General features: G+C 62.3%; 22 protein-coding genes and 2 tRNA genes. 18 read left to right on the top strand and 6 right to left on the bottom strand.

Going from position 1 to position 25,472, the window contains the following annotated elements:
- Nucleotides 1–36: 36 nt before the first annotated feature.
- The 6 genes from CVS28_RS05840 to CVS28_RS05815 all read left to right on the top strand — a co-directional run bounded on the left by CVS28_RS05840 (nucleotide 37) and on the right by CVS28_RS05815 (nucleotide 7,088).
- A complete protein-coding gene (locus tag CVS28_RS05840; RefSeq protein WP_103480982.1) occupies nucleotides 37–1,089 on the top strand; it encodes a 3-isopropylmalate dehydrogenase in 1,053 nt (350 codons plus the stop codon).
- Nucleotides 1,090–1,277: 188 nt separating this feature from the next.
- Nucleotides 1,278–2,390, top strand: coding sequence for a branched-chain amino acid aminotransferase (locus tag CVS28_RS05835; protein WP_103464463.1), 1,113 nt, complete (start codon nucleotides 1,278–1,280; stop codon nucleotides 2,388–2,390).
- A gap of 174 nt (nucleotides 2,391–2,564) precedes the next feature.
- A complete protein-coding gene (locus tag CVS28_RS05830; RefSeq protein WP_103464462.1) occupies nucleotides 2,565–3,341 on the top strand; it encodes a fumarylacetoacetate hydrolase family protein in 777 nt (258 codons plus the stop codon).
- Nucleotides 3,342–3,492: 151 nt separating this feature from the next.
- On the top strand, nucleotides 3,493–4,713 hold the full coding sequence (locus CVS28_RS05825; RefSeq protein ID WP_103480981.1) for a sensor histidine kinase: 1,221 nt from the start codon (nucleotides 3,493–3,495) through the stop codon (nucleotides 4,711–4,713).
- Nucleotides 4,713–5,366: a response regulator gene (locus CVS28_RS05820; RefSeq protein ID WP_103480980.1), complete on the top strand. Its 654-nt coding sequence runs from the start codon at nucleotides 4,713–4,715 to the stop codon at nucleotides 5,364–5,366. The genes CVS28_RS05825 and CVS28_RS05820 overlap by 1 nt, the downstream gene beginning before the upstream one ends.
- Before the next feature lie 276 nt (nucleotides 5,367–5,642).
- Nucleotides 5,643–7,088 (top strand): amino acid permease, encoded by a 1,446-nt coding sequence (locus tag CVS28_RS05815; RefSeq protein WP_243399720.1) that lies wholly within the window; start codon nucleotides 5,643–5,645, stop codon nucleotides 7,086–7,088.
- Nucleotides 7,089–7,185: 97 nt separating this feature from the next.
- Here the strand turns inward: CVS28_RS05815 and CVS28_RS05810 are convergent, their stop codons facing one another.
- Both CVS28_RS05810 and CVS28_RS05805 read right to left on the bottom strand, forming a co-directional pair.
- Complete coding sequence (locus tag CVS28_RS05810; protein WP_103480979.1) at nucleotides 7,186–9,345, bottom strand: YhgE/Pip domain-containing protein; 2,160 nt, start codon at nucleotides 9,343–9,345, stop codon at nucleotides 7,186–7,188.
- Nucleotides 9,346–9,617: 272 nt separating this feature from the next.
- Nucleotides 9,618–10,988, bottom strand: a complete 1,371-nt coding sequence (locus tag CVS28_RS05805) for a GAF domain-containing protein (protein ID WP_103480978.1) — start codon at nucleotides 10,986–10,988, stop codon at nucleotides 9,618–9,620.
- Nucleotides 10,989–11,173: 185 nt separating this feature from the next.
- On the opposite strand from CVS28_RS05805, the gene CVS28_RS05800 reads away from it, so the two are divergent.
- The gene (locus CVS28_RS05800; protein ID WP_103480977.1) at nucleotides 11,174–12,976 is read left to right on the top strand and encodes an NAD(P)/FAD-dependent oxidoreductase; all 1,803 of its coding nucleotides are present in this window, start codon (nucleotides 11,174–11,176) and stop codon (nucleotides 12,974–12,976) included.
- 99 nt (nucleotides 12,977–13,075) lie between these two features.
- On the opposite strand, the gene CVS28_RS05795 is transcribed toward CVS28_RS05800, so the two are convergent.
- Nucleotides 13,076–13,573, bottom strand: coding sequence for an SRPBCC family protein (locus tag CVS28_RS05795; protein WP_103464456.1), 498 nt, complete (start codon nucleotides 13,571–13,573; stop codon nucleotides 13,076–13,078).
- 14 nt (nucleotides 13,574–13,587) lie between these two features.
- Nucleotides 13,588–13,920: an ArsR/SmtB family transcription factor gene (locus CVS28_RS05790; protein ID WP_103480976.1), complete on the bottom strand. Its 333-nt coding sequence runs from the start codon at nucleotides 13,918–13,920 to the stop codon at nucleotides 13,588–13,590.
- Between the two features lie 144 nt (nucleotides 13,921–14,064).
- Between CVS28_RS05790 and gltX the strand changes: the two genes are divergently transcribed.
- From gltX to CVS28_RS05750, 10 genes are all read left to right on the top strand, one after another.
- Nucleotides 14,065–15,564, top strand: a complete 1,500-nt coding sequence (gene gltX / locus CVS28_RS05785) for a glutamate--tRNA ligase (RefSeq protein ID WP_103464454.1) — start codon at nucleotides 14,065–14,067, stop codon at nucleotides 15,562–15,564.
- 5 nt (nucleotides 15,565–15,569) lie between these two features.
- Entirely contained in the window at nucleotides 15,570–16,367 is a 798-nt protein-coding gene (locus CVS28_RS05780) for an HAD family hydrolase (RefSeq protein ID WP_103480975.1), read from the top strand.
- A gap of 131 nt (nucleotides 16,368–16,498) precedes the next feature.
- A tRNA-Gln gene (locus tag CVS28_RS05775) sits at nucleotides 16,499–16,570 on the top strand.
- Between the two features lie 89 nt (nucleotides 16,571–16,659).
- Nucleotides 16,660–16,732: transfer RNA gene (locus CVS28_RS05770), tRNA-Glu, on the top strand.
- Between the two features lie 120 nt (nucleotides 16,733–16,852).
- On the top strand, nucleotides 16,853–17,011 hold the full coding sequence (locus CVS28_RS19620; protein WP_165788081.1) for a hypothetical protein: 159 nt from the start codon (nucleotides 16,853–16,855) through the stop codon (nucleotides 17,009–17,011).
- A 135-nt stretch (nucleotides 17,012–17,146) separates the two neighbouring features.
- Nucleotides 17,147–17,305 carry a hypothetical protein gene (locus CVS28_RS19615; RefSeq protein WP_165788080.1) on the top strand — a complete coding sequence of 53 codons (159 nt, stop codon included), beginning with the start codon at nucleotides 17,147–17,149 and terminating at the stop codon, nucleotides 17,303–17,305.
- A 172-nt stretch (nucleotides 17,306–17,477) separates the two neighbouring features.
- Nucleotides 17,478–17,738: a GlsB/YeaQ/YmgE family stress response membrane protein gene (locus CVS28_RS05765; protein ID WP_103464452.1), complete on the top strand. Its 261-nt coding sequence runs from the start codon at nucleotides 17,478–17,480 to the stop codon at nucleotides 17,736–17,738.
- Between the two features lie 177 nt (nucleotides 17,739–17,915).
- Nucleotides 17,916–18,101: a CsbD family protein gene (locus tag CVS28_RS05760; RefSeq protein WP_103464451.1), complete on the top strand. Its 186-nt coding sequence runs from the start codon at nucleotides 17,916–17,918 to the stop codon at nucleotides 18,099–18,101.
- A 90-nt stretch (nucleotides 18,102–18,191) separates the two neighbouring features.
- The gene (locus CVS28_RS05755; RefSeq protein WP_103480974.1) at nucleotides 18,192–20,045 is read left to right on the top strand and encodes a dynamin family protein; all 1,854 of its coding nucleotides are present in this window, start codon (nucleotides 18,192–18,194) and stop codon (nucleotides 20,043–20,045) included.
- On the top strand, nucleotides 20,042–21,655 hold the full coding sequence (locus CVS28_RS05750) for a GTPase (RefSeq protein ID WP_103480973.1): 1,614 nt from the start codon (nucleotides 20,042–20,044) through the stop codon (nucleotides 21,653–21,655). The genes CVS28_RS05755 and CVS28_RS05750 overlap by 4 nt, the downstream gene beginning before the upstream one ends.
- Before the next feature lie 195 nt (nucleotides 21,656–21,850).
- Here CVS28_RS05750 and CVS28_RS05745 read toward each other — a convergent pair whose 3' ends face one another.
- Nucleotides 21,851–22,381 (bottom strand): DUF1697 domain-containing protein, encoded by a 531-nt coding sequence (locus CVS28_RS05745; protein ID WP_103464448.1) that lies wholly within the window; start codon nucleotides 22,379–22,381, stop codon nucleotides 21,851–21,853.
- Between the two features lie 229 nt (nucleotides 22,382–22,610).
- Here CVS28_RS05745 and CVS28_RS05740 point away from each other — a divergent pair, with 229 nt between their 5' ends.
- Nucleotides 22,611–24,437 (top strand): CAP domain-containing protein, encoded by a 1,827-nt coding sequence (locus CVS28_RS05740; protein ID WP_103464447.1) that lies wholly within the window; start codon nucleotides 22,611–22,613, stop codon nucleotides 24,435–24,437.
- Nucleotides 24,438–24,546: 109 nt separating this feature from the next.
- On the opposite strand, the gene CVS28_RS05735 is transcribed toward CVS28_RS05740, so the two are convergent.
- Nucleotides 24,547–25,266, bottom strand: coding sequence for an IclR family transcriptional regulator (locus tag CVS28_RS05735; RefSeq protein ID WP_103464446.1), 720 nt, complete (start codon nucleotides 25,264–25,266; stop codon nucleotides 24,547–24,549).
- Nucleotides 25,267–25,472 lie beyond the last annotated feature (206 nt).

Below are 25,472 nucleotides of genomic sequence, written 5' to 3'. Positions count from 1 at the left end.
TGACCATCATGTGGATGGTTTCGCTAGGCTAAATTCATGAGCGCATCGATTGACATTGCAGTTATTGCCGGCGACGGCATCGGTCCCGAGGTCACAGCTGAGGCCGTCAAGGTCCTGAAGAAAGTTACGGCATCCGAGGGTGTCGAACTGACGCTGACGGACTACGCCCTGGGCGCAGAGCACTGGCTCGCCACGGGTGAGACGCTGCCCGAGGAAACCATCGAGGCCCTGCGCGGCCACGACGCCATCTTGTTCGGCGCTGTTGGTGCGGCCCCCGGCGACACCCGCATCCCCTCCGGCTTGATCGAGCGCGAGATGCTGCTCAAACTGCGATTCAGCCTTGACCACTATGTGAATCTGCGCCCCTCCTTCCTGTACGACGGCGTCGCCTCGCCTTTGGCGAACCCCGGCACCATTGATTTTGTTGTAGTTCGTGAAGGCACCGAAGGCCCGTATGTGGGCAACGGTGGCGTGCTGCGCAAGGGCACCCCGCATGAGGTAGCCACCGAGGTTTCCGTTAACACGGCCTTCGGCGTGGAGCGTCTGGTCCGTGATGGCTTCCGCCGCGCCAACGAACGCCCCCGCAAGAAGCTGACATATGTGCACAAGCACAATGTGCTGGTCTACGCCGGCCACCTGTGGAAGCGCACAGTTGAGGCAGTTGCCGTGGAATTCCCGGACGTCAGCGTGGACTACCTGCACGTGGATGCCGCCATGATTTTCCTGGTCACCGACCCTGCACGCTTTGATGTCATTGTGACCGACAACCTCTTCGGTGACATCATCACCGACCTGGCCGCAGCCGTCACCGGCGGCATTGGCTTGGCCGCTTCCGGCAACATCAACATGGACAGGACAGCGCCGTCCATGTTTGAGCCGGTCCACGGCTCGGCCCCCGACATTGCCGGCCAGCAAAAAGCAGATCCCACGGCAGCGATCCTGTCCGCGGCACTGCTGCTGAACCATGTGGGCTACCCGGACGCGGCCGCCAAGGTGGAGGCCGCCGTGGCTGCCGACATCGCCGGCCGCAGCACACAAGCAGCCCGTTCCACGCAGGCCGTTGGCGACGCCATAACGGCAGCCCTTTAGGCGCTGCATGTCGGGCGCGGCTGACCGGCCGCGACGCACCGGCGGGCAGGAGTAGGCTTAACCCATTAGGTGAATGATCCGTAACTCAAATGTGCGGCGCACCACCACGAGAATCTTGATAAATTCCCGGCACCGAACTCCGCCCCAGGCTGCTCTCAGCACGGGGCGAACAACCCTGTGGAGGAAGCATGACCCAGAACGCCAATGAGCTGAGCTTTTCGCAGACGCTTAGTGAGAACCCCAAGAGCAGTGCAGAGCGTGAGGCCATTTTGGCCAACCCCGGCTTTGGCGACTACTTTACGGATCACACGGCCGTTGTGGATTTCAAGGTTGACGCCAGCGGTGCAGGTGGCTGGTCCAACGCACGCGTGGAGCCCTACGGTCCCATCGCCATGGACCCGGCCGCCGCCGTGCTTCACTATGGCCAGGAAATTTTCGAGGGCATGAAGGCCTACCGCCACGCCGACGGTTCGGTGTGGACGTTCCGGGCCGAGGCCAACGCCGCCCGTCTGAACACCTCCGCGCGTCGGCTGGCCCTGCCGGAACTGCCGCCGGAAACATTCATTGAATCGCTGCGCCAGCTGGTTGCCGTGGATCAGGAATGGGTGCCCAGCGGCGACGGCGAGGCCCTGTACCTGCGCCCGTTCATGATCGCCACCGAGGCGTTCCTGGGTGTCCGCCCGGCCCGCGAAGTCTCTTACCGGGTCATCGCCTCCCCGGCCGGCAACTACTTTGGCGGCGAGCTGAAGCCCGTTTCGATCTGGCTCACCACCACCTATGCCCGCGCCGGCGAAGGCGGCACGGGCGAGGCCAAATGCGGCGGCAACTATGCCGCATCGCTGGCAGCGCAGATGGAAGCTGAAGCCCAGGGTTGCAAGCAGGTATTGTTCCTTGACCCGTTCAACGACAACGCCGTTGAAGAGCTCGGCGGCATGAACGTCTTCTTCGTGTTCAAGGACGGGACGCTTGTCACCCCAGCACTTAACGGGCACATTCTGCACGGCATCACCCGCTCCTCAGTCATGCAGTTGGCGGCGGACCGAGGCATGAAAGTTGAAGAACGCAAGATCACCATCGATGAATGGCGTGACGGCGTAGCCAACGGCGAGATCACCGAGGTGTTCGCCTGCGGTACGGCCGCAGTCATCACCCCCATCGGCGAGCTGAAGACGGCTGAAGGTACCATCTCATCCCCGGCTGACGGCATCGGCGAAGTCACCGCCGCCATCCGCGAACAGCTGCTGGGCATCCAGACGGGCGCCGTAGAGGACCTGCACGGCTGGCTGACCCGCCTGGCCTAGCCTTCTCCAACTGGCCCGCAGAAAACGGCGAAAAATCACGATTTTGACGTGTTTTTCGGCGTTTTCTGCGGGTCAGTTGGGGTTTCAGCCCGACGGCGGGATGCACCGTGCGCTGCCGTCCGGCCACCGCGCCACGGACTACTTCGCCAGCACTTTGCCGATACACTAAAACACATGCGTATAGCCCGTTTTGTTGTTGATAATGACCCGATGTACGGCATTGTGGAAGGGGAGGTCGGCAGTGAGATTGTCACTGTCATCAAGGGCGATCCTTTCTTCAATGGCGTCGAACTCACCACCATCAAGTACCCGTTGATCGATGTGCGCCTGGTAGCCCCGATCATTCCGCGCAGCAAGGTCATAGGGGTGGGCCGCAACTTCGCCGACCACGCCCGCGAATTGGGCAACGAGGTGCCTGAGAGCCCGCTGCTGTTCCTCAAACCCAACACCTCCGTGATTGGCCCCAACGAGCCCATCGTTTTGCCTGAATTCTCCGAGGAGGTCTCCTACGAGGCCGAGCTGTGCGTTGTCATTGGCCGCATCTGCAAGGACGTCCCGGAGTCACGGGTGGATGAGGTCATCTTCGGCTACACCTGCGGCAACGACCTCACGGCCCGCGACGTCCAGGCTGGCGACGGCCAGTGGGCCCGCGCCAAGGGCTTTGACACGTCCGCCCCGCTTGGCCCGTGGATCGAAACCGAGCTGGACCCCGATGACGTGTCCATCAAGGGCTGGCTCAACGGCGAATTGCGCCAGGACGGCAGCAGCAACCAGATGGTCCGCAGCGTCCGCGAACTCGTCTCGATCGTCTCGCACGCCTTCACCCTCCTGCCGGGCGACGTCATCATGACAGGAACCCCGGCCGGTGTTGACCTGCTCAACGACGGCGACCGCTATGACGTCGAGATCGAGGGCATCGGCCGCCTCTCCAACCCCGTGGTCCGCCGCTAGTCCCCAGCCGCTCCTGTGCGCCGCCGTCGTGGACTCACGACGGCGGCACTGCAGTTTTAGGTGAAATGTGGGTTTGTTGGGGGATGGGTTGTGCGGGAGTGACAACTTTAGTTGGATGCGTCGGCCATGGCGGGACTTTTAGGCTCGAAGTATGAACACAAAAAAATTGCTTGATGGCAGCGTGTGGCGAACGGTGCTGCTGGTCATCGTCGTGGCCGCTGCCGATGTGCTGCTCTCCGTCATCTCGGTCGGATTGGGCATGGACAGTGGATCTGTTCCCGACCCGGAGCATGCTGGCATTGAATGGGCCCGATTCGGATTCGCTCCCCTCTTAGCTCCGGTGGCTGCCGTTGCCCTCATCTGGCGGCACCGCTTCCCAAAATCCGTGGCCGCATTAACTGCAGTCCTTGGTGCGCTGTCCTTCAGCGGCATCGCGTTCTTTGTGGCCTTGTTCCTGCTGGCCAAGCGCCAACTGTCGTGGTGGGTCGCGGTCATAGTTGCCCTATCCATCGGAGCCGAAGCGCTGCTGGGCATGGGGCCATGGGGCTGGGATGTTGCGCTGGTTGGGGTGGTCCTGCTGGTGGCCATTGCTGGTTGGGGGGCCTATCGCGGCCAGAGGGCCAGGTTGCGGCAATCGCGGCTGGTCTCCCTCAAGGAACGGGCAGGGCGCGTCGAAGCGGAACGAGTTGCTGACATTGAAACGAGTAAGTTGGCCGAGCGCCACCGGATCGCCCGCGAAATGCACGACACCCTGGCCCACAGGATGTCGCTGGTGGCTGTTCAGGCCGCGGCCTTGCAGGTTGACGCCCCCGACGCCGAAACAGCCGAAGCTGCCACATTGATCCGCGAAACTGCCCATGCCGCGCTCGGCGAACTGCGCGATGTGCTGGGTGTTTTGCGCGAATCCGGAGCGTCGCACGCCGCATTGGCCCGCACAGCGCCGTCGGGGATCGAAGAGATCGCAGGACTCGTGGCCGAATGGCGGCAGGCCGGTCTGAACGTTGGCTACACGCCCAACCCAACCTTGGGCAACGGCATTCCTGACGCGCCCAGTCGGGCAGCCTACCGGGTGGTGCAGGAGGGTATGACCAATGTGGCCCGTCACGCCCCCGAGGCAGCCGCAGCCGTGACGCTTGAGCGGCGCAGCGCTGAATCCGGCGGCTCGGTCCTCCACATCTCAGTTGTGAACGGTACCAGCGGCATGGGCGAACCGGCGCTGGGGGCCGGCCTGGGCTTGATCGGCCTTGCCGAACGGGTCCAACTCCTGGGCGGCACCGTGGACCACCGGCCAACGGAATCCGGCTTTGAATTGCGTGCAGTCATTCCGCTCCAGCAGCAGGGCAAGCAGGAATTTACCGGAGATGCGCTGTGATGGATAAAATCCGGGTGATTGTTGCCGATGACGAGCAGCTGGTCCGTGCTGCCCTGGTGAAAATGGTCAACTCCCGCCTCGACATGACGGTGGTTGGCGAGGCAGCCAGCGGACCGCAGGCGGTGAGGTGCGCGCAGACCCAGCGCTCCGACGTCGTACTGATGGACGTTCGGATGCCCGACGGCGACGGCATCACCGCAACAGCCCAAGTGCGCGCGCTGCAACAGGCTCCGCAGGTTCTGGTGCTCACCACCTTTGACCTTGACGACCACGTTTTTGCCGCCCTGGAAGCTGGGGCTGCGGGCTTCATGCTCAAGGACACCGAACCGGAACGGCTCTTTCACGCTATAAGGGCGGTCGCGGCGGGGGAGGGCATGCTTGCTCCCACGGTGACGAAACGTCTGATCGAGCGGACCCGCATGCGTGCCGCGGCGACAAAGGCGAACGCGGCGCTGGCCCGGCTGGACCGCTTGACGGCGCGCGAGGCCGAGGTGCTCCACGCCATGGCGCAGGGGATGAGCAATGACGGGATAGGGCAGAATTTGTTCCTCAGTGAGGCCACGGTGAAGACCCATGTCTCGCGGATCCTGGCCAAGTTGGAACTGGACAACAGGGTTCAGGCTGCGCTCCTTTTTCGCGACGCACAGCACTGAACCGCCTGTACTTGTCCCTGACCGACCCGATTCATGAAAACTTTCTTGCCGAATTTATGACTGGTCGCTCCGCGCCGAAAATTCGCGGGTATTGATGTATTTTAAAGCGTCAGTTCTGTCATCCCAGACAATTTAAGGGCAAATTTTGCTGTGATTGGCATCACGCACTTATTTCGTCGTAGTACGCTTGTGTAGCCCTTTGAGCCTGTGTTTGTGATAAAACCACGAATATTAGACTTCTGTTAGTGGGGCGAACCTCGACTAAAAGGACCTTGCGTGAGCACCGAAGCAACTGACACAGCAACACCTCTGGCCGGCTCGGACGACATCACAGCCGAGGGATACCAAAAAACTCTCAACCGTCGCCAGGTCACCATGATCGCGATGGGTGGCGCCATTGGTGTGGGCTTGTTCATGGGAGCCGGTGGCCGGCTCGCATCAACCGGTCCGTCCCTGATCTTCTCCTATGCCATTGCCGGCGTCATTGCCTATCTGCTGATGCGGGCCTTGGGCGAACTCATCATGTACCGCCAGACCTCGGGATCCTTTGTTTCCTACGCTGGTGAACTGTTCGGCAAAAAGGGCGCGTTCCTCTCCGGCTGGATGTACTTCATCAACTGGGCCATGACGGGCGTGGCTGAGCTCATCGCCATCGGCCTATATTTCCAATACTTCTTCCCAGGTGTTCCCGTTGAAGTGAGCGCCTTCTGTGCCTTGATCCTGCTGGTGGCGGTGAACCTGCTCAGCGTGAAGGCCTTCGGTGAATTTGAGTTCTGGGCCTCCTGCCTGAAGGTCGGCGCCATCTTGATCTTCCTCGCCGTGGGAACGTACATGGTAATCACCAACGCCTCCGTGGGCGCCGGGCAGGCCAGCGTTGGCAACCTGTTCCACGAACAAGGCGGCATGTTCCCCAAGGGCGGCCTGGTGATGATCCTGGTTTTGAACGCAGTGATTTTTGCCTACAACGCCATTGAACTGGTGGGCATTACGGCCGGCGAAATGAAGAATCCTGAACGCGAAGTACCCAAGGCCATCCGCGCAGTGGTGGTTCGCATTGTGGTGTTCTACGTTGGCTCGGTCACGCTGCTGGCCATGATCATGCCCTCGGACCAGTACAAGTCCGGTGAGAGCCCGTTTGTCACGGTCTTCACCGCCATGGGCCTTGACTGGGTGGGCTCGGTCATGAACTTTGTGGTCATCACCGCAGCCCTGTCCTCTTGCAACTCCGGGCTGTACTCGATCGGACGCATCTTCCGCACCATGGCCAACAACGGCCACGCACCCAGCTGGCTGACCAAGATGTCCTCACGCCACGTGCCGTACGCAGCCATCCTGAGCATCGCCGGAGTTTACGTGGTGGGCGTGCTGGCCAACATTTGGCTCGGTGGCTCGCACGCCTTCGACCTGGCGCTGAACACCGCCTCGATCGGTGTGATCTTTACCTGGGGCTCCATCTTCGCCAGCCAGATCATGCTGCGCAAGAAGAAGGGGCAAGTCTCATCCCTGCCCATGCCCGGTTCGCCCTGGACCAGCTGGGTTGGCCTGATTGCCCTGCTCATCATCACGGTACTGATCGGTTTCGACACCATGACGGCCCCGGATGGCAGCGTATTCATGCTGGGCCTGTGGACGCTGTGCACCATCCCGTTCTTTGCCGTGGTCCTGTGGATTGGCTGGCAGTTCGTGAAGAACAACGAGCCCAAGAGCCAACTGTTCAGCTGACATCAGCCAAAAATGCCGCCGCTCCCGCAAAATGCCACCCATATACCTGTGGCAAAAAGCGGGAACGGCGGCATTTTTCGTTGGCACCTGTTGGGCGTTAGTCCCGCCGCGTTGAAGCTCGACGGCGGAGCATGAGCGTCAGGGCAATGGCCACCAGAAGTGCGCCGACGATTGCCAGGATGGGAGCCGGTGATGAGACTGCTCCGGCCGGGGTTACGGCCGAAACGCCGGAATACAGATCCGAAGTGCCGTCGGCTACTTCGCTGTTGCCAGCAGCCAGTGCATCCGCCCCGTCAGCCATGAGGCTGGCTCCGTTGGCCAGGGCGGAGGAGCCGGCGGCAAGTTTCGAGTTTCCATCTGCCAGCGCCGTGTTGCCGGCAGCAAGTTTTCCAGCACCTTCGGCCAGCGTCTTGCTTCCGGCCAGCAGGCCCGATCCGGCCTGATCCGGAGTCCCCGCGACGCCCTCATTGAGTGCCTCGGTGCCGGCGGCGAGCTTCTCCGTGCCCGATTCCAGGTTCTTGGTCGCGTACAGCAGGCCGGGGCGCTCGGGATCTCCGGGTGTTCCGTCCATGCCGAAAACCAGCTGCTGGGTGCCAGCGGAGAGCTTTTCCGTGCCAGCAGAGAGCTTCGAGCTGCCGGCGGCCAGTTCAGCAGTGCCGTCAATGAGACCCGGAGTGCCAGCTGAGCCTGTCAGGCCGGAGGCGATTTGCCCGGTGCCGGCGGAGAGCTTGCCGGTGCCAGTGGAGAGGGTGGTGGATCCGGCTGCCAGAGACTGCACCGCGTTGAGCAGGCCTGGCTGGGAGGGATCATTGGGCATGCCATGGACGCCCACCATCAGTTGCCGGGTACCCGCGTGCAGTGCCGTGGTCCCGTCCGCGAGTTGCTTGGTTCCCTCGGAAACCGCAGCGGCGCCGACCGCGAGTTTACGGGTGCCGGCAACAAGTCCTGGTTGGGTGGCATCGTTGGGCACGCCATTGAGCCCTGCGGACAGTTGTGTTGTTCCATCGGCCAGTTGTTTGGCTCCGGCCGATAGGTGCTGCGCACCGGCCACGAGGCCTGGATTGCCGGGATCGGTGCTGTTGAGTTTTTGGCCCAACACGCCAAAGCCGGCCTTGAGCTGCTGGCTCCCGGCGGCAAGATCCGAGCTTCCTGCGGCAGCCTGCTGGGCGCCTGCCTCCAACGCGGCCAATTTATCCAGAAGTGCGCCCACAGGTGTGGCCGGGTTGGCTTTGGAATAGGCAAGCAGCTGTGACATTCCCTCGCTCAAGGCCGCGATGCCCCCGGCCGGAGCACCCGCAGCGGAACCCTGACCAGCCAACTGTGTTGCCCCGGCTGCCAATTGGTTCACGCCGTCAGCCAGGTTTTGCGGTTCTGCACCGGTGGACGAGGCGGAAAGACCTGCCGAGAGCTGCGAGACACCGGCGGCCAGCCCTTGCGCCCCGGTGCTCACTTGCTGGGCTCCGGCGTTGGCCTGTGCGGCGCCGGCACCGAGAGCTGCAGCGCCGGTGGAGGCTGTGGCTGCCCCGGCACTCAGCTGCTGCGCTCCGGCGTTAATTGTGGCTGCACCAGCCGCCGCATCGCCAGCGCCCTTGTTCACTGCCCCAATGCCGGGTGCCAGCTTGGTGGCAACGCCGTCTGCCAGGGATGCGGCGCCGGACTGGAGCGCCTTGGACCCGGCGAACAGTTCCTGAGCGCCGGCGTTGGCGGCAAATACGCCAGGGGCAAGCTGGTTCTTGACGCCGTCGGCGATGGTTGAGGCACCGGTCAACAGGTCCGTCCCGCCGGCAGCCAGCTGATTGGCGCCATCGGCAACGGAGTAAACGCCCGGGGCGAGCTTGTTGCGGACGTCGGCCGCCGTTTTGGCCGCTCCGGCTGACAATGCGTGGGCGCCGTCATTGGCGCCCGCGAGTCCGGGCAGCAGCTTGTCTTCAACGCCCTCGCTGAGCGCCGTTGCTCCGCTGGAGAGTTTGCTGGCGCCGTTGCTTGCGTCTGTGGCGCCCTCAGCCACTGTGGCCGCACCCTTTGACAAGGCGGCCGCGCCCTCGTCCAGATCGGTGGCGCCCTGCTGGAGCTTGTTGGCGCCGGCCGAGGTGAGCTTGGTGCCATCGTTGAGCTGTGAAGCGCCGGTGGCAATCTTGGTTGTGGTCAGGGCGAAGAACACGATCAGCCCCAGGACCAGCAGGGCAAGAACGGCGTGGGCAATGTAATGGTTTCTGACGGTCCTGTGCTGCGGCACGCCTGTATTGCTGCGGGTCATGGGCAGTTCCTCACGAAAGTTGGAAGTATGTGATGTAGCTAACAACTTAAGCTACTGCCGAGTAACATACATGAGGAGGTGGCACTTAAGTCAACCGTTATGAAACCGTGACCCAAGGAGAGGTGAGTGTGATTGCGTTGGGCCTCACGCTCTGACTGTCATCCGCGCCCGCAGGAAGGGAATGCCAGCAGACACGGGCAGCCGCTAATTGGCCTACAAATTTGTCTATGAACAGCAGACGGTTGGTGATGTTAGGTCCCCACCGACGGGATCTAAAGCAGCTCGTTTTCCAGCCGCTGTGCACGGGCGGCGAAAACTGCCGCGCGCGGATCGGAGCCAGGCACCAGCTGCGCCAGTGCCGCCACTGCGGCGCAGTCCCCGGCGCCCATGTCTGTTTCCAGCCACCTCGAAAGCACCGGCACCGATGCACCCGAATGCACGGCGTTGCGCACCGAATCATCCAGCTCCTGCCGCAGCAACTCCACGGCCAGCGCTGTTGACCGCGTCAGCAGCGGCGCCGTGTAACCTGCTAAACCGGCATGTATATCCCCGCCACGCAGCGCTGTCCACACAGTGCAGGCATCCACCTGGGCACGGACGGACTCGGCCAAACGGTACGGATTCGATGCGATCACGGGCCCCAGCGCAGCCTTGAGTCGATGCATCTCGATGCGCACCGTCGCCGCGGTTCCCTGCTCCCCAAGCAACTCATAGGCGAGCTCGTCGGCGCTCCACCCCTGCTGCCGCGAACACAGCAGCGCCACAATTTCCGCCCGCCGCAGCGCCAATGGCACACGGCGCCCATCAGCGTGCACCAGGGTTGGTTTCTCACCTAAAAGTTCAATGGCGGCAATGCCATGGCCTGTATGTTCGACGCCGGGCCCGTCACCTTGGGCTGACAACGCGCCGGTAGTAGTTCTGGAACCGGCAGTACCCCCACGAGCTCGGCCCAGGGAATGCCCGCGGCCGATGATTTCCTCGGCCGCCCGGACCGCGCACCGCACCATCCGCAGGGAGTCTGCAGTCAACGTCGCCAGCGGGCCCGAGACATCCAGCACGCCGAGTAAGTCTCCGCTGACGGGGTGGCGGATCGGGGCAGCCGTGCACGCCCAGTCATGGTGGGTGCGCACCAGATGTTCAGCGGAAAACAACTGACCGGGTAAACCCGTGCGCAACACCTCACTAATGGCGTTGGTGCCAGTTCCGGATTCGGACCAGTCGGCGCCCTCCACAAATTCCAACGATTCGCCCAGCGTCAGCGCGTCCTTGCTGCCGATCCGCCACAGCACCTCACCCATGGCGTCCGTAACGATCAGCAATTGCTGGCCGTCAGGGGAGTCGTCGCCCAGCAGCTCTGTCAAGGCGGGCACGGCGGCAGCCAACGGGTGGCTGGAACGTAGGCTGACGGCGTCCAACGGCTCCCGCACGTGCTTGGGGCTGTGCTGGTCAGGGCTTATCCCCAAAGCCAGCGATCTGCGCCAGGATTCTTGGATGCCTGCCGAAATTTCCGGCCGGTGTGCACCCGATATGACGTCGTCGTGAGCAGTCCGTAACAGCCGCGCATAGTTGACCGGATCGGAGAAGCGCAGGGCCGCGATGGCCGGAGACGGCGTTGACCCGGAGCTTGGCAGCAGCTGGAACATGCACTCTCCCTTGAGTTGAGGACCTGGGCCGTGCGCGGAGAATCTTGGGGTGTAACGCCCATGCAACCCCCGCAGGGCTTTACTTGTGAGATCAATCACGTTTGACAAGCCTACGCTCCCGGCCTTCCGGGTGAAACCGCAGGAATCCCGCAGTCAAATTTCCTGATGTACACAAAGGAGTGAACATGTCACACACCCCGGATCCAACCCCCGCGAGCATCGTCGCGGACTGGCTCGCCAACCTCAACTCGGCGCTCCAGGCCAAAGACGTTGCCGCGGCCACTGAACTATTTGCCGAAGACAGTTACTGGCGCGACTTCGTTGCCTTCACTTGGAACCTGAAAACGTTTGAAGGGAAGGGGCAGATCGCTCAGATGCTCGCGGATCGGCTGGAGCATGTGGCTCCGAGCCAGTGGGCCATGGCCGAGGACGCCACCGGTGACACTGAAAACACCGAAGCGTGGATCACCTTCGAGACCGGCGCCGCCAATGGTTACGGCCACCTGCGGCTCAAGGACGGCAAGTGCTGGACGCTGCTGACTACCATGCAGGAACTGAAGGGTTTTGAGGAGAAGAAGGGCGTGCGTCGGGAGCGGGGTGTTGCCCATGAGATCACTCGCGGCCGCAAGTCCTGGCTGGAACGCAAGGAGGAAGATCAGGCACGGCTGGGTTATGACGAGCAGCCGAACACTCTGATCATCGGCGGCGGTCAGGGTGGCATTGGCCTTGCTGCCCGCCTGCGCCGTCAGGGCGTGCCCACCATCGTGGTGGAGAAGAACGCCCGCGCCGGTGACTCTTGGCGCAATCGCTACAAGTCCCTGCACCTGCACGATCCCGTTTGGTATGACCACCTGCCGTATCTGAACTTCCCCGATGACTGGCCCGTTTTTGCAGCCAAGGACAAGATCGGCGACTGGCTGGAGCACTACACGGCCATCATGGAGCTGAACTATTGGGCCAGTACGGAGGCCACCAAGGCCGCCTATGATGAGGCCGCCGGTGAATGGGTGGTGGAAGTGAAGCGCGACGGCGTTCCCGTCACCTTGCGCCCCAAGCAACTCGTGTTTGCGCTCGGCGTCTCCGGGTACCCCAATGTCCCCGACTTTGACGGCAAGGAGAGTTTCCTGGGGGCGCAATACCATTCCTCCAAGCATCCGGGCGGCGGTGACTGGACGGGCAAGAAGGCCGTTGTTATCGGCTCCAACAATTCAGCCCACGACATCTGTGCCGACCTCTGGGAACACGGAGCCGATGTCACCATGGTGCAACGTTCCTCCACGCACATCTCCCGCAGCGAATCGCTCATGGATCTGGGTTTGGGGAACTTGTATTCCGAGAAGGCCCTGGCCAATGGGGTCACCACTGACAAGGCTGATCTGCTTTTTGCCTCGCTGCCCTACCGGATCCTGCCTGACGCCCAGAAGCCCGTCTATGCCGAGATGGCCAGCAGGGATGCAGAGTTCTATGACAGCTTGGCCGCGGCCGGTTTCGACCTGGACTTCGGAGAGGACGGCTCCGGATTGTTCGTGAAGTACCTGAGGCGCGGCTCCGGCTACTACATCGATGTGGGCGCCTCGCAGCTGATCATCGACGGCCGGGTCAACCTCGCCACCGGTCAGGTAACCAAGATCACCGGCAATGCCGTGGTGATGGAGGATGGCTCGGAACTCGAAGCCGATGTGATCGTGTACGCCACCGGGTACGGCTCCATGAACGGCTGGCTCTCGGACCTCGTCTCACCCGAGGTGGCCGACTCCGTGGGCAAATGTTGGGGCTACGGTTCCGACACCACGCGGGACCCCGGCCCTTGGGAGGGCGAGTTGCGCAATATGTGGAAGCCCACCAACGTCGAGAACCTGTGGATCCACGGCGGCAACCTGCACCAGAGCCGGCACTACTCCAAGTACCTGGCCCTGCAGCTAAAGGCGCGGATGGAGGGATTGGACACGCCCGTCTACCAACGGCAAGCCTCGCACCACACCCACTGATCCGGATGAGGTTGGGGAAAATGCCGCCGCTCCCGCAAAATGCCACCGATATACCTGTGGCAAAAAGCGGGAACGGCGGCATTTTTCGTTCAGGGACTCCTAGCTGACGGACTGCCCGGCAAGGATTGCATCGATCTGGCCCAAGGCCTGGCCCATGCCCTCTTCCATGCCCATGGCGATCATCTGCTCCATCTGTTCGGCCGTTTCAAAAACACTTGACACGGTCATGCGCGTGCTGTCGCCAAAGTCCTCCAGGGTGACAGTCATGCGGGTCACGCCCATGGCGTCCACATGATCCCCGTTCTCGTCGGCAAAACCGTCGTCCAACTCCAGCATGTGCGGCGCGGCGACGGCGGTGATGTGCCACCAGCCCCGGGCCTTTTCGCCGTCGGGCCCGGTCATGAAGTAGGCGATCTTCCCGCCTCGTTTGAAGTCGAAGTGTTCAAAGGTGGCCGGCCACGTGGGCGGGCCCCACCAGCGTTCCAGCTGGCGTGGATCCGCCCAGATCTGCCAGACCCGTTCGACGCCGGCGGCGAACTCGCTCACGATGGTGAAGCTCAGTGCCTCGGGGTTTTTGGTGGAACTAACAACAGTCATGGCGATGCCTTTCGTTATCCTTGTGCCACAATGTCTGCGATCCGGGCGGCCCGCTGGTGCCAGATCGCTTCGTATTCACTTAGCAGCTGCCGGGCCTTGTGCAATCCTTCATGGTTTGCCCGCACCAGTTGCTCCCTGCCGTGCTTTTCCTTGCTGACAAGGGCCGCGCGTTCCAATACGGCCACATGTTTCTGGACCGCCGCGAAACTCATGTCATAGAGGGCCGCCAATCCCGACACCGAATAGCTCTCCACAGTGACCCTGCGGACAATGTCACGGCGGGTGGAATCTGCGAACGCCTGAAACAGGCGGTCAATGTCGGGTTCACTCAGCTCATCTACAACCATTTGGTTGTACGTTACGCCGTTGCGGGAAGGGCTGTCAATGGTTTCGTAACTATTCCCTTGAGGAAGCCGCGGTCGTGTGCCGGCACATCAGCGGCGCTGGGTTCGTCGGCAGGGCTGCAGGGGGCGGCTAAACTAGATCTCATCATGACTAATGCTGCCTCGATCCCCACTGTCACCGCCGAAACTCCTGTACGGGTACGGTTTTGCCCCTCGCCCACCGGAACGCCCCACGTCGGGTTGATCCGCACGGCCCTGTTCAACTGGGCCTACGCCCGGCACACCGGCGGGAAGATGATCTTCCGCATCGAGGACACCGACGCCAAGCGTGACAGCGAGGAAAGCTACCTCCAGCTTCTGGATGCCCTCAAGTGGCTCGGGATCACCTGGGATGAGGGTGTTGAGGTTGGTGGCCCGCACGAACCCTACCGCCAGTCGCAGCGCGGGGAGATCTACACCGACGTCATTGCCAAGCTCGTTGCCGGCGGGCACGCCTATGAGTCGTATTCCACACCCGAAGAGGTGGAAGTTCGCCACAAGGCGGCCGGCCGGGACGTTAAGCTTGGATACGACAACTTTGACCGTGACCTCACGCCTGAGCAGATTGCCGCCTACAAGGCGGAGGGACGCCAGCCGGCACTGCGCCTGCGCATGCCGGACGCTGACATCACGTTTACAGATTTGGTCCGGGGCGAGATCACCTTTAAGGCAGGATCAGTCCCGGACTACGCAATTGTCCGCCCCAATGGCGCGCCGTTGTACACGCTGGTTAACCCCGTCGATGATGCCCTGATGGGTGTCACCCACGTGCTGCGCGGCGAGGACCTGCTCTCCTCCACGCCCCGCCAGATTGCCCTGTACTACGCGTTGTACGAGGTTGGCGTGGCGGAATACATGCCGCTGTTTGGCCACATGCCCTACGTCATGGGGGCCGGCAACAAGAAGCTGTCCAAGCGTGACCCCGAGTCCAACTTGTTCCTGCACCGAGACCGTGGCTTCATCCCCGAAGGACTGTTGAACTACCTGTCCCTGCTGGGTTGGTCGCTCTCCGCCGATGAGGATATTTTCACCGTGGCCCAGCTCGTGGAAAACTTTGACATCCACGACGTCCTGGGCAACCCGGCGCGCTTTGACATCAAAAAGGCCGAGGCCATCAACGGAACCCACGTGCGCCTGCTTGATGCCACAGATTTCCGCAACCGCCTGGTCCCTTACCTGCAGGCTGAGGGAGTCGTGGGGGAGACCCTGAGCGCCCGCGAGGAGGAAATCCTCACCGAGGCCGCCCCGCTGGTCCAGGAACGCATCACCTTGCTGGGTGAGGCTCCCGAGATGCTGGCGTTCCTTTTCAAGAAGGACGACGCCGTTGACGTCGCCGAGGATGCGCTCAAGGGCATGCCCGAGAACCTCACAGAGGTCCTGGATGCTGCGCTGGCGGCGTTGGAGCCGTTGGAGGAGTGGACTGCCGAGTCGATCCAGACAGCCCTCAAGACGGCCCTGGTGGAAGGCCTTGGCGTCAAGCCGCGCCTGGCCTTTGGCCCCGTCCGTACGGCCTTGTCCGGCCGCAAGATTTCGCCGCCGCTCTTTGAATCCATGGTGATCCTTGGCAAGGATTCCTCGCTGACCCGCCTCAAAGCGTTTAGGGGCTAAACACCTTGACGCTGAACGCTTCACAAAACACCCTTGAATCCGCTGCTTGTGCAGGGCGAATCAAGGGTGTTTTGTTTGATATTGATGAAACCATCGTTGACCTGTACCGGGCCATGGCCGATGCCATGGTCTTTGCCTCACAGCGGCTGCTGCCCAACGCCACCGCTGCGGACTGGGACAGCTTTGCGGCCCTGTACATGGCGGATCCGCACAAGTACTACGATCGCTACGTCCAGGGCGAATTCAGTTTTGCCCAGCAGCGCGGCCTGCGCGCCCGCGTCGTCTTTGACCACTTGGGTTTCACCGGCTTTGACGGCGCGGTGGAGCAGCGCTGGATTGCTGAGTTCGAGGAAGCCCAGCCACGCTCCATCCGGGCCTTTGCCGACGTCGTGCCGCTCCTTGACGCCCTCGACGCGGCGGGCATCCCCTATGGTGCCGTGAGCAACAACGTTTACGACTACCAGCGTGCCAAGCTGGATGCGGCCGGCCTGGCGCGCATCCAGGTCCTGGTGGGCATCGACACCGTGAACGTGGCCAAGCCCGCGCCGGAGATCTTCCTCGAAGGCTGCCGCCAGCTGGGCACCGCACCGTCGGAAACCCTGTACGTGGGGGACAACTTCATGATCGACGGCGTCGGCTCAGTCAGGGCGGGACTGCTCGGTGTATGGCTGAGCCGGGAAGGCAAGGCAGCGCCGGGTGTTGCTGACAACGACGCGCAGGCTGCGGCGCGCATTGTGAGCGTGGCAAACCTCGCTGAATTGCTCGCCATTGTGGGGATTCAGGCACCCGCCGATTGGCTGTGACGCACAACTCAGCCAAAAACAGCATTCTCGTTTTGGTGTTCGGCAAACTCTCGGGTATAGTTTTATCCCGGCGCGAGAGCCGCTGAAAGACCGGGGAAACCCGCGGATTTCAAGGCAAATCGCGTAGCCATTGGGATATGGTGTAATTGGCAACACATCGGTTTCTGGTACCGACATTCTAGGTTCGAGTCCTGGTATCCCAGCGCTTTTACAAGCTGCCTTCCAATTGGCATGTGGAACGAAGTTCAGGTAATATTCTTGAAGTTCAATCGCAAAAAATTGAATGTATTAGGGCCCCATCGTATAGCGGCCTAGTACGCTGCCCTCTCACGGCGGTAACGCGGGTTCGAATCCCGCTGGGGTCACAAGCAAGGCCGGGAAGCTGAAAAGCTTCCCGGCCTTTTGCGTTAACAAAGCAGGCTCATGGTCGGGGCCAAGCGGCTGCTGAACTTCCATCAGCGTGGCTGGGGTAGTAGGTTTGTTCGATGGTTCAAATAATTTCTGTTCTTCTTATCATCTGGCTGGTCCTCGCGATCCTTGGTTTTGTGGTCAAGGGATTGCTGTGGCTGGCCGTTATTGCTGCTGTCTTGTTTGTGGGTACGGCTGCGATTGGTTGGGTGCGGCGCAACGCGCTGAACAAGTAATTTGGATGAGGGCTGAACAAGTAATTTGGATGAGGTCGGTCGCGTCATGCGGCCGGCCTTTTTCATGCTCGCTGCGGCTTCGATTGCTTCGGGACAGATATTCCATTCATCCGAGGTCAGGCGTATGCTCTGCGCATGGCTACTCTCGTGATTGTTTTGCTGGCGGTTTGGTTGATCGTTGCTGTGGTCGGGTTCGTCTTCGAGGGCTTGATGTGGCTGGCAGTTGTAGCCCTCATTCTTTTCGTGGCCACGGCCGCTGTCGGTTGGGTCCGGCGGAAGGCGGTCGAGCGGTAAGTCTCGCGCCGCGGCTTCATCTGCCTCCATGACTTACCTGCTCATTGCGTCCTTATGTTCTCGTCGATTGGGCTGTTCTCAATTTGATGTTCGCGTTACTGCTCAGTAAGGTTGCTGGGTGCATCGTGATTTGATGCTGGGACTAAAACCTTCATCCGAACGGAGTAAAGACATGGGTTTCATTGGTTGGATTATTTTGGGTCTGATTGCTGGTGCCATCGCGAAAGCGATCAAACCGGGTGAGCAGGGTGGCGGCTGGCTCGCGACTCTGGTGCTTGGTGTTGTTGGTGCCATTTTGGGCGGCTGGATTGGTAGTGCCTTGTTCAACGTTGGTATCAACGAGTTCTGGTCAGTATCGACGTGGTTGCTCGCGATTGGCGGCTCGTTGGTTGTCCTGGTTGTCTGGGGATTGTTGACGCGCAAGAAAGCCTGATTGCTGCACACGAGGGAGGTTCCGAGCTGAAATGGTTGGAGCCTCCCTTTGCTTTGCCCCAAGCCCTCATGGCGTCCCAACGGACCATGCCTGAGTCGCCAGACACTCAGGCAACGTCCAGACTCCTTTCCTAGGGTGGAAAGTGTTCTAGTTGGATTCGAGTTGAAGGAGGACCTCATGGGTCTCGGAGATAAGATCAGCAACAAAGCCCAGGAAGTAGCCGGCAAGGCGAAGGAAGCCCTGGGCGACGCAACGAACAATGAGAAGCTTCAGGCCGAGGGTGCCGGCGAACAGGCCGCAGCCAAGGCCAAGCAGGCTGGCGAGCATGTCAAGGACGCCGCGAAGGACACCTTCGGCAAGTAGCTGAGACGGTCCGTTTGGCCAATTCTGATGAAGCCCCGCCGTACCCACGGCGGGGCTTCTTTGTTGTCTTTTCGCAGATTTGCGCCAGCAATGGCTTTCTCTCATGCATTGTGCTGGCATGATGAAGCTGTGAACCCCACCGACGCACGGCCGCCACGGTCCAATCCGCCACAGGATGACAACGCAGCCTCCTTGGCACAAATCTCTGCCGTGTCCCTGTTGGAGAGCGTGCGGGCCGAACTGGCCGCCCTGGATTTTCCGCTGGGGCTGCCCGGGGTGGAGAACGCCCGGTCCACAGCAGCAGCCGCTCTTGGCCAGCTTGATGACTACATCTTGCCGCGGTGGAAAAGCTTGGATGCTCCGCTGCTGGCAGTGGTGGGAGGGTCCACAGGGGCGGGGAAGTCAACACTGGTCAACGCCTTGGTGGGCCATCCCGTGACCCGATCCGGGGCCATCAGGCCCACCACGCGCCAACCAATTCTGCTCCACAACCCGCAGGACGCCGCCTGGTTCACCTCGGTGCGCGTGCTGCCCACCTTGCACCGGGTCCACGGGGAACTGGTTAAGGCCAACACTCCGGCATCACGGGCGGGCGTGGCCCCGGATGCTTCGGCCATGACTTCCTTGGTACTAGTTGCCGATCCGGCGGTGCCGCCGGGTGTGGCACTTTTGGATGCACCGGATGTGGACTCCGTCTCCGATGACAACAGGCACCTGGCCGGGCAGCTGCTGGCGGCCGCTGATTTGTGGCTCTTTGTCACCACAGCCAACAGGTACGCGGACGCCGTGCCGTGGAAACTTCTGCTCGATGCCGCCTCCCGGGACATCACCGTCGCCATCATTTTGGACCGTGTTCCGCCAGGAGCCGAGCAGGAGATAGCTGCCGACCTCCAGGGCATGTTGGTGCGTGAGGGCTTGGCCGGCGCGCAGCTGTTTGTGGTCCCGGAAATGGCATTGGATGATTGGGGCATGCTGCCGCCGGCAGCAGTTGCCCCCATCAGCACCTGGCTGGCCACCATCAGCGAAGACTCCTCCGGCCGGGCAGAAATTGTGCGAAGGACCCTCAATGGGACTGTTCGCTCACTTGCCGGGCGCCTGGAAATTCTGTCCGGGGCAGTGGTGGACCAGCAAATGGCCGGCCAGCAACTGGCCCAAGACGTGCGGGCAGCCTTCGCCGACGCCGCAGCGCGCATCAGCAAGGCCACCAGTGACGGGACCTTGCTGCGCGGGGAGGTGCTGGCCAGATGGCAGGACTTTGTGGGCACAGGTGACTTCTTCAGGGCCCTGGAAAATGGCATTGGCCGCATGCGGGACAGGATCGGCGCCTTCTTCAAGGGCCAGCCTCCGCCCGCCGTCAAGGTGGAAGTGGCCATTGAGTCTGGCTTGCAGGCGGTCATCGTGGATCAGGCGGCCCGTGCTGCCGAGGACGCCGATCAGCGCTGGCGCTCTGATCCAGCCGGCAGGCAGCTGCTGGGCATGGATGATTTGTCGGCCCTCAGCCCAGATTTTCCGGCCGAGGTGGCTGGCGAAATCCGTGCGTGGCAGGGCGAGGTCGTGGCGTTGATCCGGGCCGAGGGTGCCACGAAGCGTTCACAGGCCAGGTGGCTGTCTTTTGGTGTCAACGGTTTGGGTGTGGTCCTGATGGTGGTGGTCTTTTCGTTCACAGGGGGACTGACGGGGGCCGAGGTGGGCATCGCTGGAGGCACCGCCGTCGTGGGCCAAAAGGTTTTGGAGGCGATTTTTGGCGAGGATGCCGTGCGGCGCCTGGCCAGGGACGCCAAGCGCTCCCTGGATGCCCGTTGCGCGAGCCTGTTGGAGCGCCAGCAGGACCGGTTCCTGAGCAGGCTGGGTCCTGTTTCGGGCGCCGCGGATCCACAGGTGGGTAGCCTGGACGCATTGGTGAAGGAACTGGCTGTTCTGGGCGGGATGGGGGAGCACGCATGAGCCGGCATCGTCAGGTGAGAGCCGAATCCACGCTGGCCCGCCAGCTCGCTGCGCTCAACGAGGCCATGGAGTTGGGTGAGGGTCGTGTGGACGATGCCGCGCTGGAGCAGGTTTTTGGGGTGTTGGAGCGGGCCAGCTCGCGCCGTTCCTTGAGCGCCGATCACACCGTGGTGGGATTCTTTGGCGCCACCGGCAGCGGGAAGTCCTCGCTGTTCAACGCCGTGGCCGGCACGGATGCCGCGCGGGTTGCCGTGCGCAGGCCCACCACCAGCGAGCCGCTGGCCATGGTGTGGGGCATGGCGGGCAGTTCGCCCCTGCTTGATTGGCTGGAGGTTGCCGAGCGCCGTGAGGGTGCCACCGTGCCTTCCTTGGTGGACGACGCCGGAGGGCTGGTGCTGCTGGATTTGCCGGATTTCGATTCGGTCCAGTTGCGCAACCGCGAGATTGTGCAGCGCCTGGCGGGCCAGGTGGATGTTTTGGTGTGGGTGGTGGATCCGCAGAAGTACGCCGATGCGGCCATTCACAATGAGTTCATCAAACCGTTCTCGGCCCACGCGGCGGTGACGCTTGTGGTGTTGAACCAGGTGGACAAGTTGGCCCCGCATGAGGTCAAGCCCGTGCTGGAATCGCTCTCCGCCATCCTTGACCGGGACGGGTTGGGCAGCGTGAAAGTACTGGCTGTTTCCGCCCTGACGGGCGACGGAATGCCCGAGCTTCGCCAACGCATCGCAGCCGTGGTGAAGGCCAAAGCGGCCCAGGGGGCCCGGCTGGCTGCGGATGTGACGGTGGCGGCAGAACGGCTGGCGCAGGCTGCAGGTGACGGTGATGCCGCCGGCGTGCACCAGCAGGACCGGAAACAGCTGGCTGCCGGTCTGGCCGAGGCCGTGCACGTTGAGAGCATAGCCGCCGCCGTGCGCACCTCCTTCAGGCTGGAGGCGAGCAAACGAACCGGCTGGCCCGCCACGCGCTGGCTGACCCGGTTCCGCAGGGACCCGCTGCGCCGCATGAGTTTGCGCCGCGACGACGCCCCCGAGTTGAACAGGACCTCCCTGCCCCCGGCAGGCGCCGCAGAGCTGGCCCGGATGGATTCCTCTGTGCGGGACTTCTCCGATGCCGCCAGTGCCGGATCGTCAGGCCCGTGGCGGTCGTCGATTCGTGCCGCTGCCCGCAGTAACCGTGACGGCTTGCCCGACGCCCTCGATCAAGCTGTGGCAAGCACCGATTTGAAGGCCAATTCCCGGGCATGGTGGTGGCCGGTGTTTTCCGTGATCCAGTGGGTGGCGCTGGTGTGGGCGGTGGGCGGGTTGCTGTGGCTGGGAGTCTTGGCCGCGCTGGGGTATTTTCAGCTGCCCGTTCCGGAAACCCCCAAGGTTGAGGGCTGGCCGCTGCCCACCTTGATGGTTCTCACCGGCGTGGTGGTGGGCATTTTCCTGGCCATCACCAGCAAGTTCCTGGCCCTGGCCGGGGGCAAGGGGCGTGCTGCCTTGGCCCGACGGCGCCTGCGCGAAAGTGTTGCCGGCGTTTCCCAAACATTGGTGGAGGAACCCACAGAGGCCGAGATTGGGCGCTACCGGGCGTTCCAGGAAGCCCTGGCTGCCGCGCGCCACTAGAACTGACCCGCAGGAAACGGCGAAATGTGCGCTTTAGCGCCATTTTGCGCACGACGGCTTTGGTTATGCGTCGCGCCAGGAGCCAGTGCGGCGCAGCTGTGACACTGGCGCCATTCCCGGTACTAGTAACGCGCGTGCCCAAAGCGGCCTCAGTATCCAAGCTGCCAACCCACCCTATTTACGTATCAGCTCTTGTTACGCCATCGCGTCGCGGCACTTGAGCAGGGTGCGCAAGTTGCGGGTCGTCGTCGTACTTTTATAGCGCGGCTTGGCTGTGAGTTTGCTAAAGGGGCTGTTGAGGGTGCCGCCGGATTCGGCCAGCCACGCAAGCGCCTCGGGGATGAGCCTGGCCAGTTCGACGTCGGGCAGCTCGCTGCCGTGGGCGGCGAGTTCGTCCAGGACGGCGGGGTCGCTGGAGAGTGTTACGTAGCTGTGCTGGGAGGCGTCATCGGCCGGGTAGGGGCAGACATCAACAATTTCCTGAACTTGTTCCTGATCCAGCACCACCACCCAGGCGTCGTAGCCAAATGAGTCGCGCAGGAGCGTTTCTACACTCGTTTTCAACTCCGCTGCGTCCATGTCCGTGGAACACACAACGTTGCCCGAGGCCAGCAGGGTTTTCACCTTGGTCAGGGGAAGTGTGGCCAGGGCCGTGCGCAGATCAGCCATTTTGACGTTGATGCCGCCAACATTGATCCCGCGCAGGAACACAGCGTAGTTGCTCATGCTAGAACAATACTCCGGGACGGATCGCGGCCGTCAACGCATGACTGCCCGCGCCATATTGTTGCCGGGCAGGGAGTCAACTACCCAAAGCAGCGGCGGTGATGCGTGGCGGGTCCATTGCCACATACTCTTGGTGCTGCCCAGAATGACGGTGGACTTTGTCGACCGGAAAGTATCGCAGACAGCTAGGGTATAGGAAGTCACATTTACCTTTTCTGGGGGAGAACACATGCGCGCACTCGTGCGGAAGCGACTGCTGGTAATACCCGTCCTGGCAGCGCTGCTGTTCGGGTTGCTGGGCCTGACTCCGGCTGTGGCCGCCGGAGCCTTGCTGGCACCGGTGCCGGGTATTTCCGGGACCGCAGGGCTTGGAACGCAATTGGTCGCAGTGCCCGGGGTGTGGACGCCTGAGGCAGTGTTGACGTATCAGTGGTTGCGTTCGGGTGTGGCGGTTTCTGGTGCGACGGATTCCTCGCTGCTGTTGGGTTATGCGGATTTGGGCCAGGCGATATCGGTGACGGTGACAGGGAACAAGGCTGGCTATGCCAGCGTTTCACGGACCAGCGCCGCCGTTGTAGCAGCAGCACTGGTGGCCCCGGTGCCGAGTATTTCCGGTACCGCTTCAGTGGGTTCAACAGTGGTAGCCGTTGCCGGGGCATGGACCGCGGGGGTGGCGTTGACGTATCAGTGGTGGCGTTCGGGTGTTCCGGTTCCCGGTGCCACGGGCCCATCCCTGCTGTTGGGTTCGACTGATGTGGGCAAGAACGTCTCTGTGACGGTGACAGGATCCAAGACGGGTTTCTCCACCGCTTCGCGGAACAGTGCCTCCGTTGTTCCCGGCGCCGGGCTTACCCCGGTGCCGAGTATTTCGGGGACTGCCGCGGTTGGTTCAACATTGGTAGCCGTTGCGGGGGTGTGGCCTGGCGGGGCGACCTTGACGTATCAGTGGTTGCGTTCGGGGACAGCCGTTCCTGGTGCCACCGGATCGTCGTTGCTGGTGGGTTCAGCGGATTTGGGCAACACCATGTCTGTGCGGGTCACGGGGTATCAGGCGGGCACTGCGTTCGCCTCCATGACGAGCAAGGCCAGTGCCGTGGTTATTGCCGGGGCCTTGCTTGCGCCGGTGCCGGGTATTTCCGGGACTGCCAGGGTTGCTGCGACGCTGGCGGCCATTCCTGGGACATGGACTGCGGGGACTGCGTTGAAGTACCAGTGGTTGCGTTCGGGCGTGGCGATTCCCGGGGCCACCGGCTCGAGCCTGGCGCTGGGTCCGGATGACCTGGGCAAGGCCATGACCGTGACGGTGACAGGAGTCTTGGCCGGCTACACCACGGCATCCAGGACGAGCCAGGCAAGTGCCGTGGTGGTTGCCGGCACTTTGTTGGCGCCCGGGCCGGTGGTGTCTGGTACTGCCGCGGTTGGTTCAACACTCACCGCCATTCCGGGGGCGTGGACTGCTGGCACGGCATTGAAATACCAGTGGTTGCGGTCCGGGGCGCCGGTTTCGGGGGCGACAACCTCAACCTTGCTGCTGACGCAGGCTGATTTGGGCAAAACAATGTCGGTGACGGTGACGGGGTCCCTGTCCGGCTACACGACTCAATCCAGGACGAGTGCGGGCAGTGCGACGGTGACTGCGGCCAGGCCCACAGCTCCCTCGCTGAACGATCCGTTGGTGGCTGAGTCGTTCAAGCTGGTGAATGATTACCGCATCCAGAACAAACTCCAGCCCCTGAAATGGAACCCCGGTGTGGCCACATGGTCGCAGAAATGGGCTGACCATCTCTTGCTCGACTTTGCTTCGCCGAATTGGAATGGGACCTGGCACAGCTGGAACTTTTACACGAACTACCCCGCCGGGTGGACTGGTGCCGGGGAGAACGTGGCACTGAACACCAGTGCCAAAACAATGTTTGACTGGTGGGTCAATTCACCCGGGCACAGGGCAAATTTGCTCAACCCCAAGTTCACGGACTTTGGTTTTGGCTACGCCAAGTACACCAGCGGACCCTATGCTGGACTGGCCATGGGCGTACAGAATTTCGCCATCTACTAGATCCCGGTAAGGGTGCTGACAGCAGGCCAACCGGCGCAAGCAAGGTGCCCACAGTCGCAGAGACTGTGGGCACTGTGCATACATTGAGTTTGCAGTGTTCTCGGTTGGTTTAGGAAGCGCTCTTGCGCAGTGCTTCTGTCAGGATGCGGGATGCGTTGCAGACAATTTCCGCGTGCAAACGGCCGGGCTGGCGGGTCAGGCGTTCGATGGGTCCGGAGATGGATACTGCCGCAATAACGCGACCGGAAGGACCACGAACCGGAGCCGACACCGAGGCGACCCCGGGCTCACGTTCGCCCAGGCTCTGACCCCAGCCGCGCCGTCGAACGCCGGCCAAGACGGTGGGGGTGAAACGGGCGTTGTGCAGGCCCTCGAGCAACCGCTCGTGATCTTCCCACGCCAGCAACACCTGGGCCGCGGAACCGGCCTTCATGGTGAGCTGGGTGCCCACGGGAATGGTGTCGCGCAGTCCGATGGGGCGCTCGGCCGAGGCAACGCAAACGCGCGAATCGCCCTGGCGGCGGAAAATTTGGGCGCTCTCACCGGTGGAGTCGCGCAATTGCAGCAAAACAGGTCCCGCCGCGGCTATTAGCCTGTCCTCGCCGGCAGCCGAAGCCAGTTCAACGAGCCTGCTGCCGAGCACAAACCTGCCCTGCATGTCCCGGCTCACGAGCCGGTGATGTACCAAGGCTAGTGCCAACCTATGCACTGTGGGCCGGGCCAAACCGGTGGCAGCAACGAGCTGAGCCAGGGTTGTGGGGCCGGCTTCCAATGCATCAAGCACAAGAGCCGCTTTATCGATGACGCCAACGCCACTTGAATTGTCCATGTAATGATATTGACGTCTCATTATGTGAGATGCAAATCGAAGGATTGGCTTCTCCCCGGATCCGGCTGGAACAGTAGAGGTATACAAACCAAAGAACACCCTTGGAAGCCAAACAAATTCTATGCGAATGCGATGGTTGCCGGGGGCTTCAACAGATGAAGGGAGCTGACCGTGACCGAGGCAACCGCGCCCGTTGCGCACGACTC

The organism is Arthrobacter glacialis (assembly GCF_002909415.1).
GTDB lineage: Bacteria > Actinomycetota > Actinomycetes > Actinomycetales > Micrococcaceae > Specibacter > Specibacter glacialis.
This window is presented reverse-complemented; position numbering and strand designations above follow the sequence as displayed.

Bases quoted from the DNA above. Each gene is read 5' to 3' on its own strand.
- CVS28_RS05740 (WP_103464447.1), top strand. From the start codon at position 22,611: ATGCGCGCACTCGTGCGGAAGCGACTGCTGGTAATACCCGTCCTGGCA.
- CVS28_RS05790 (WP_103480976.1), bottom strand. From the start codon at position 13,920: ATGGTTGTAGATGAGCTGAGTGAACCCGACATTGACCGCCTGTTTCAG.
- CVS28_RS05765 (WP_103464452.1), top strand. From the start codon at position 17,478: ATGGGTTTCATTGGTTGGATTATTTTGGGTCTGATTGCTGGTGCCATC.
- CVS28_RS05800 (WP_103480977.1), top strand. From the start codon at position 11,174: ATGTCACACACCCCGGATCCAACCCCCGCGAGCATCGTCGCGGACTGG.
- CVS28_RS05750 (WP_103480973.1), top strand. From the start codon at position 20,042: ATGAGCCGGCATCGTCAGGTGAGAGCCGAATCCACGCTGGCCCGCCAG.
- CVS28_RS05835 (WP_103464463.1), top strand. From the start codon at position 1,278: ATGACCCAGAACGCCAATGAGCTGAGCTTTTCGCAGACGCTTAGTGAG.
- CVS28_RS05820 (WP_103480980.1), top strand. From the start codon at position 4,713: ATGGATAAAATCCGGGTGATTGTTGCCGATGACGAGCAGCTGGTCCGT.
- CVS28_RS05825 (WP_103480981.1), top strand. From the start codon at position 3,493: ATGAACACAAAAAAATTGCTTGATGGCAGCGTGTGGCGAACGGTGCTG.
- CVS28_RS05840 (WP_103480982.1), top strand. From the start codon at position 37: ATGAGCGCATCGATTGACATTGCAGTTATTGCCGGCGACGGCATCGGT.
- CVS28_RS05795 (WP_103464456.1), bottom strand. From the start codon at position 13,573: ATGACTGTTGTTAGTTCCACCAAAAACCCCGAGGCACTGAGCTTCACC.
- CVS28_RS05745 (WP_103464448.1), bottom strand. From the start codon at position 22,381: ATGAGCAACTACGCTGTGTTCCTGCGCGGGATCAATGTTGGCGGCATC.
- CVS28_RS05760 (WP_103464451.1), top strand. From the start codon at position 17,916: ATGGGTCTCGGAGATAAGATCAGCAACAAAGCCCAGGAAGTAGCCGGC.
- CVS28_RS05755 (WP_103480974.1), top strand. From the start codon at position 18,192: ATGGCTTTCTCTCATGCATTGTGCTGGCATGATGAAGCTGTGAACCCC.
- CVS28_RS19615 (WP_165788080.1), top strand. From the start codon at position 17,147: ATGGCTACTCTCGTGATTGTTTTGCTGGCGGTTTGGTTGATCGTTGCT.
- CVS28_RS05830 (WP_103464462.1), top strand. From the start codon at position 2,565: ATGCGTATAGCCCGTTTTGTTGTTGATAATGACCCGATGTACGGCATT.
- CVS28_RS05805 (WP_103480978.1), bottom strand. From the start codon at position 10,988: ATGTTCCAGCTGCTGCCAAGCTCCGGGTCAACGCCGTCTCCGGCCATC.
- gltX (WP_103464454.1), top strand. From the start codon at position 14,065: ATGACTAATGCTGCCTCGATCCCCACTGTCACCGCCGAAACTCCTGTA.
- CVS28_RS05735 (WP_103464446.1), bottom strand. From the start codon at position 25,266: ATGGACAATTCAAGTGGCGTTGGCGTCATCGATAAAGCGGCTCTTGTG.
- CVS28_RS05810 (WP_103480979.1), bottom strand. From the start codon at position 9,345: ATGACCCGCAGCAATACAGGCGTGCCGCAGCACAGGACCGTCAGAAAC.
- CVS28_RS19620 (WP_165788081.1), top strand. From the start codon at position 16,853: ATGGTTCAAATAATTTCTGTTCTTCTTATCATCTGGCTGGTCCTCGCG.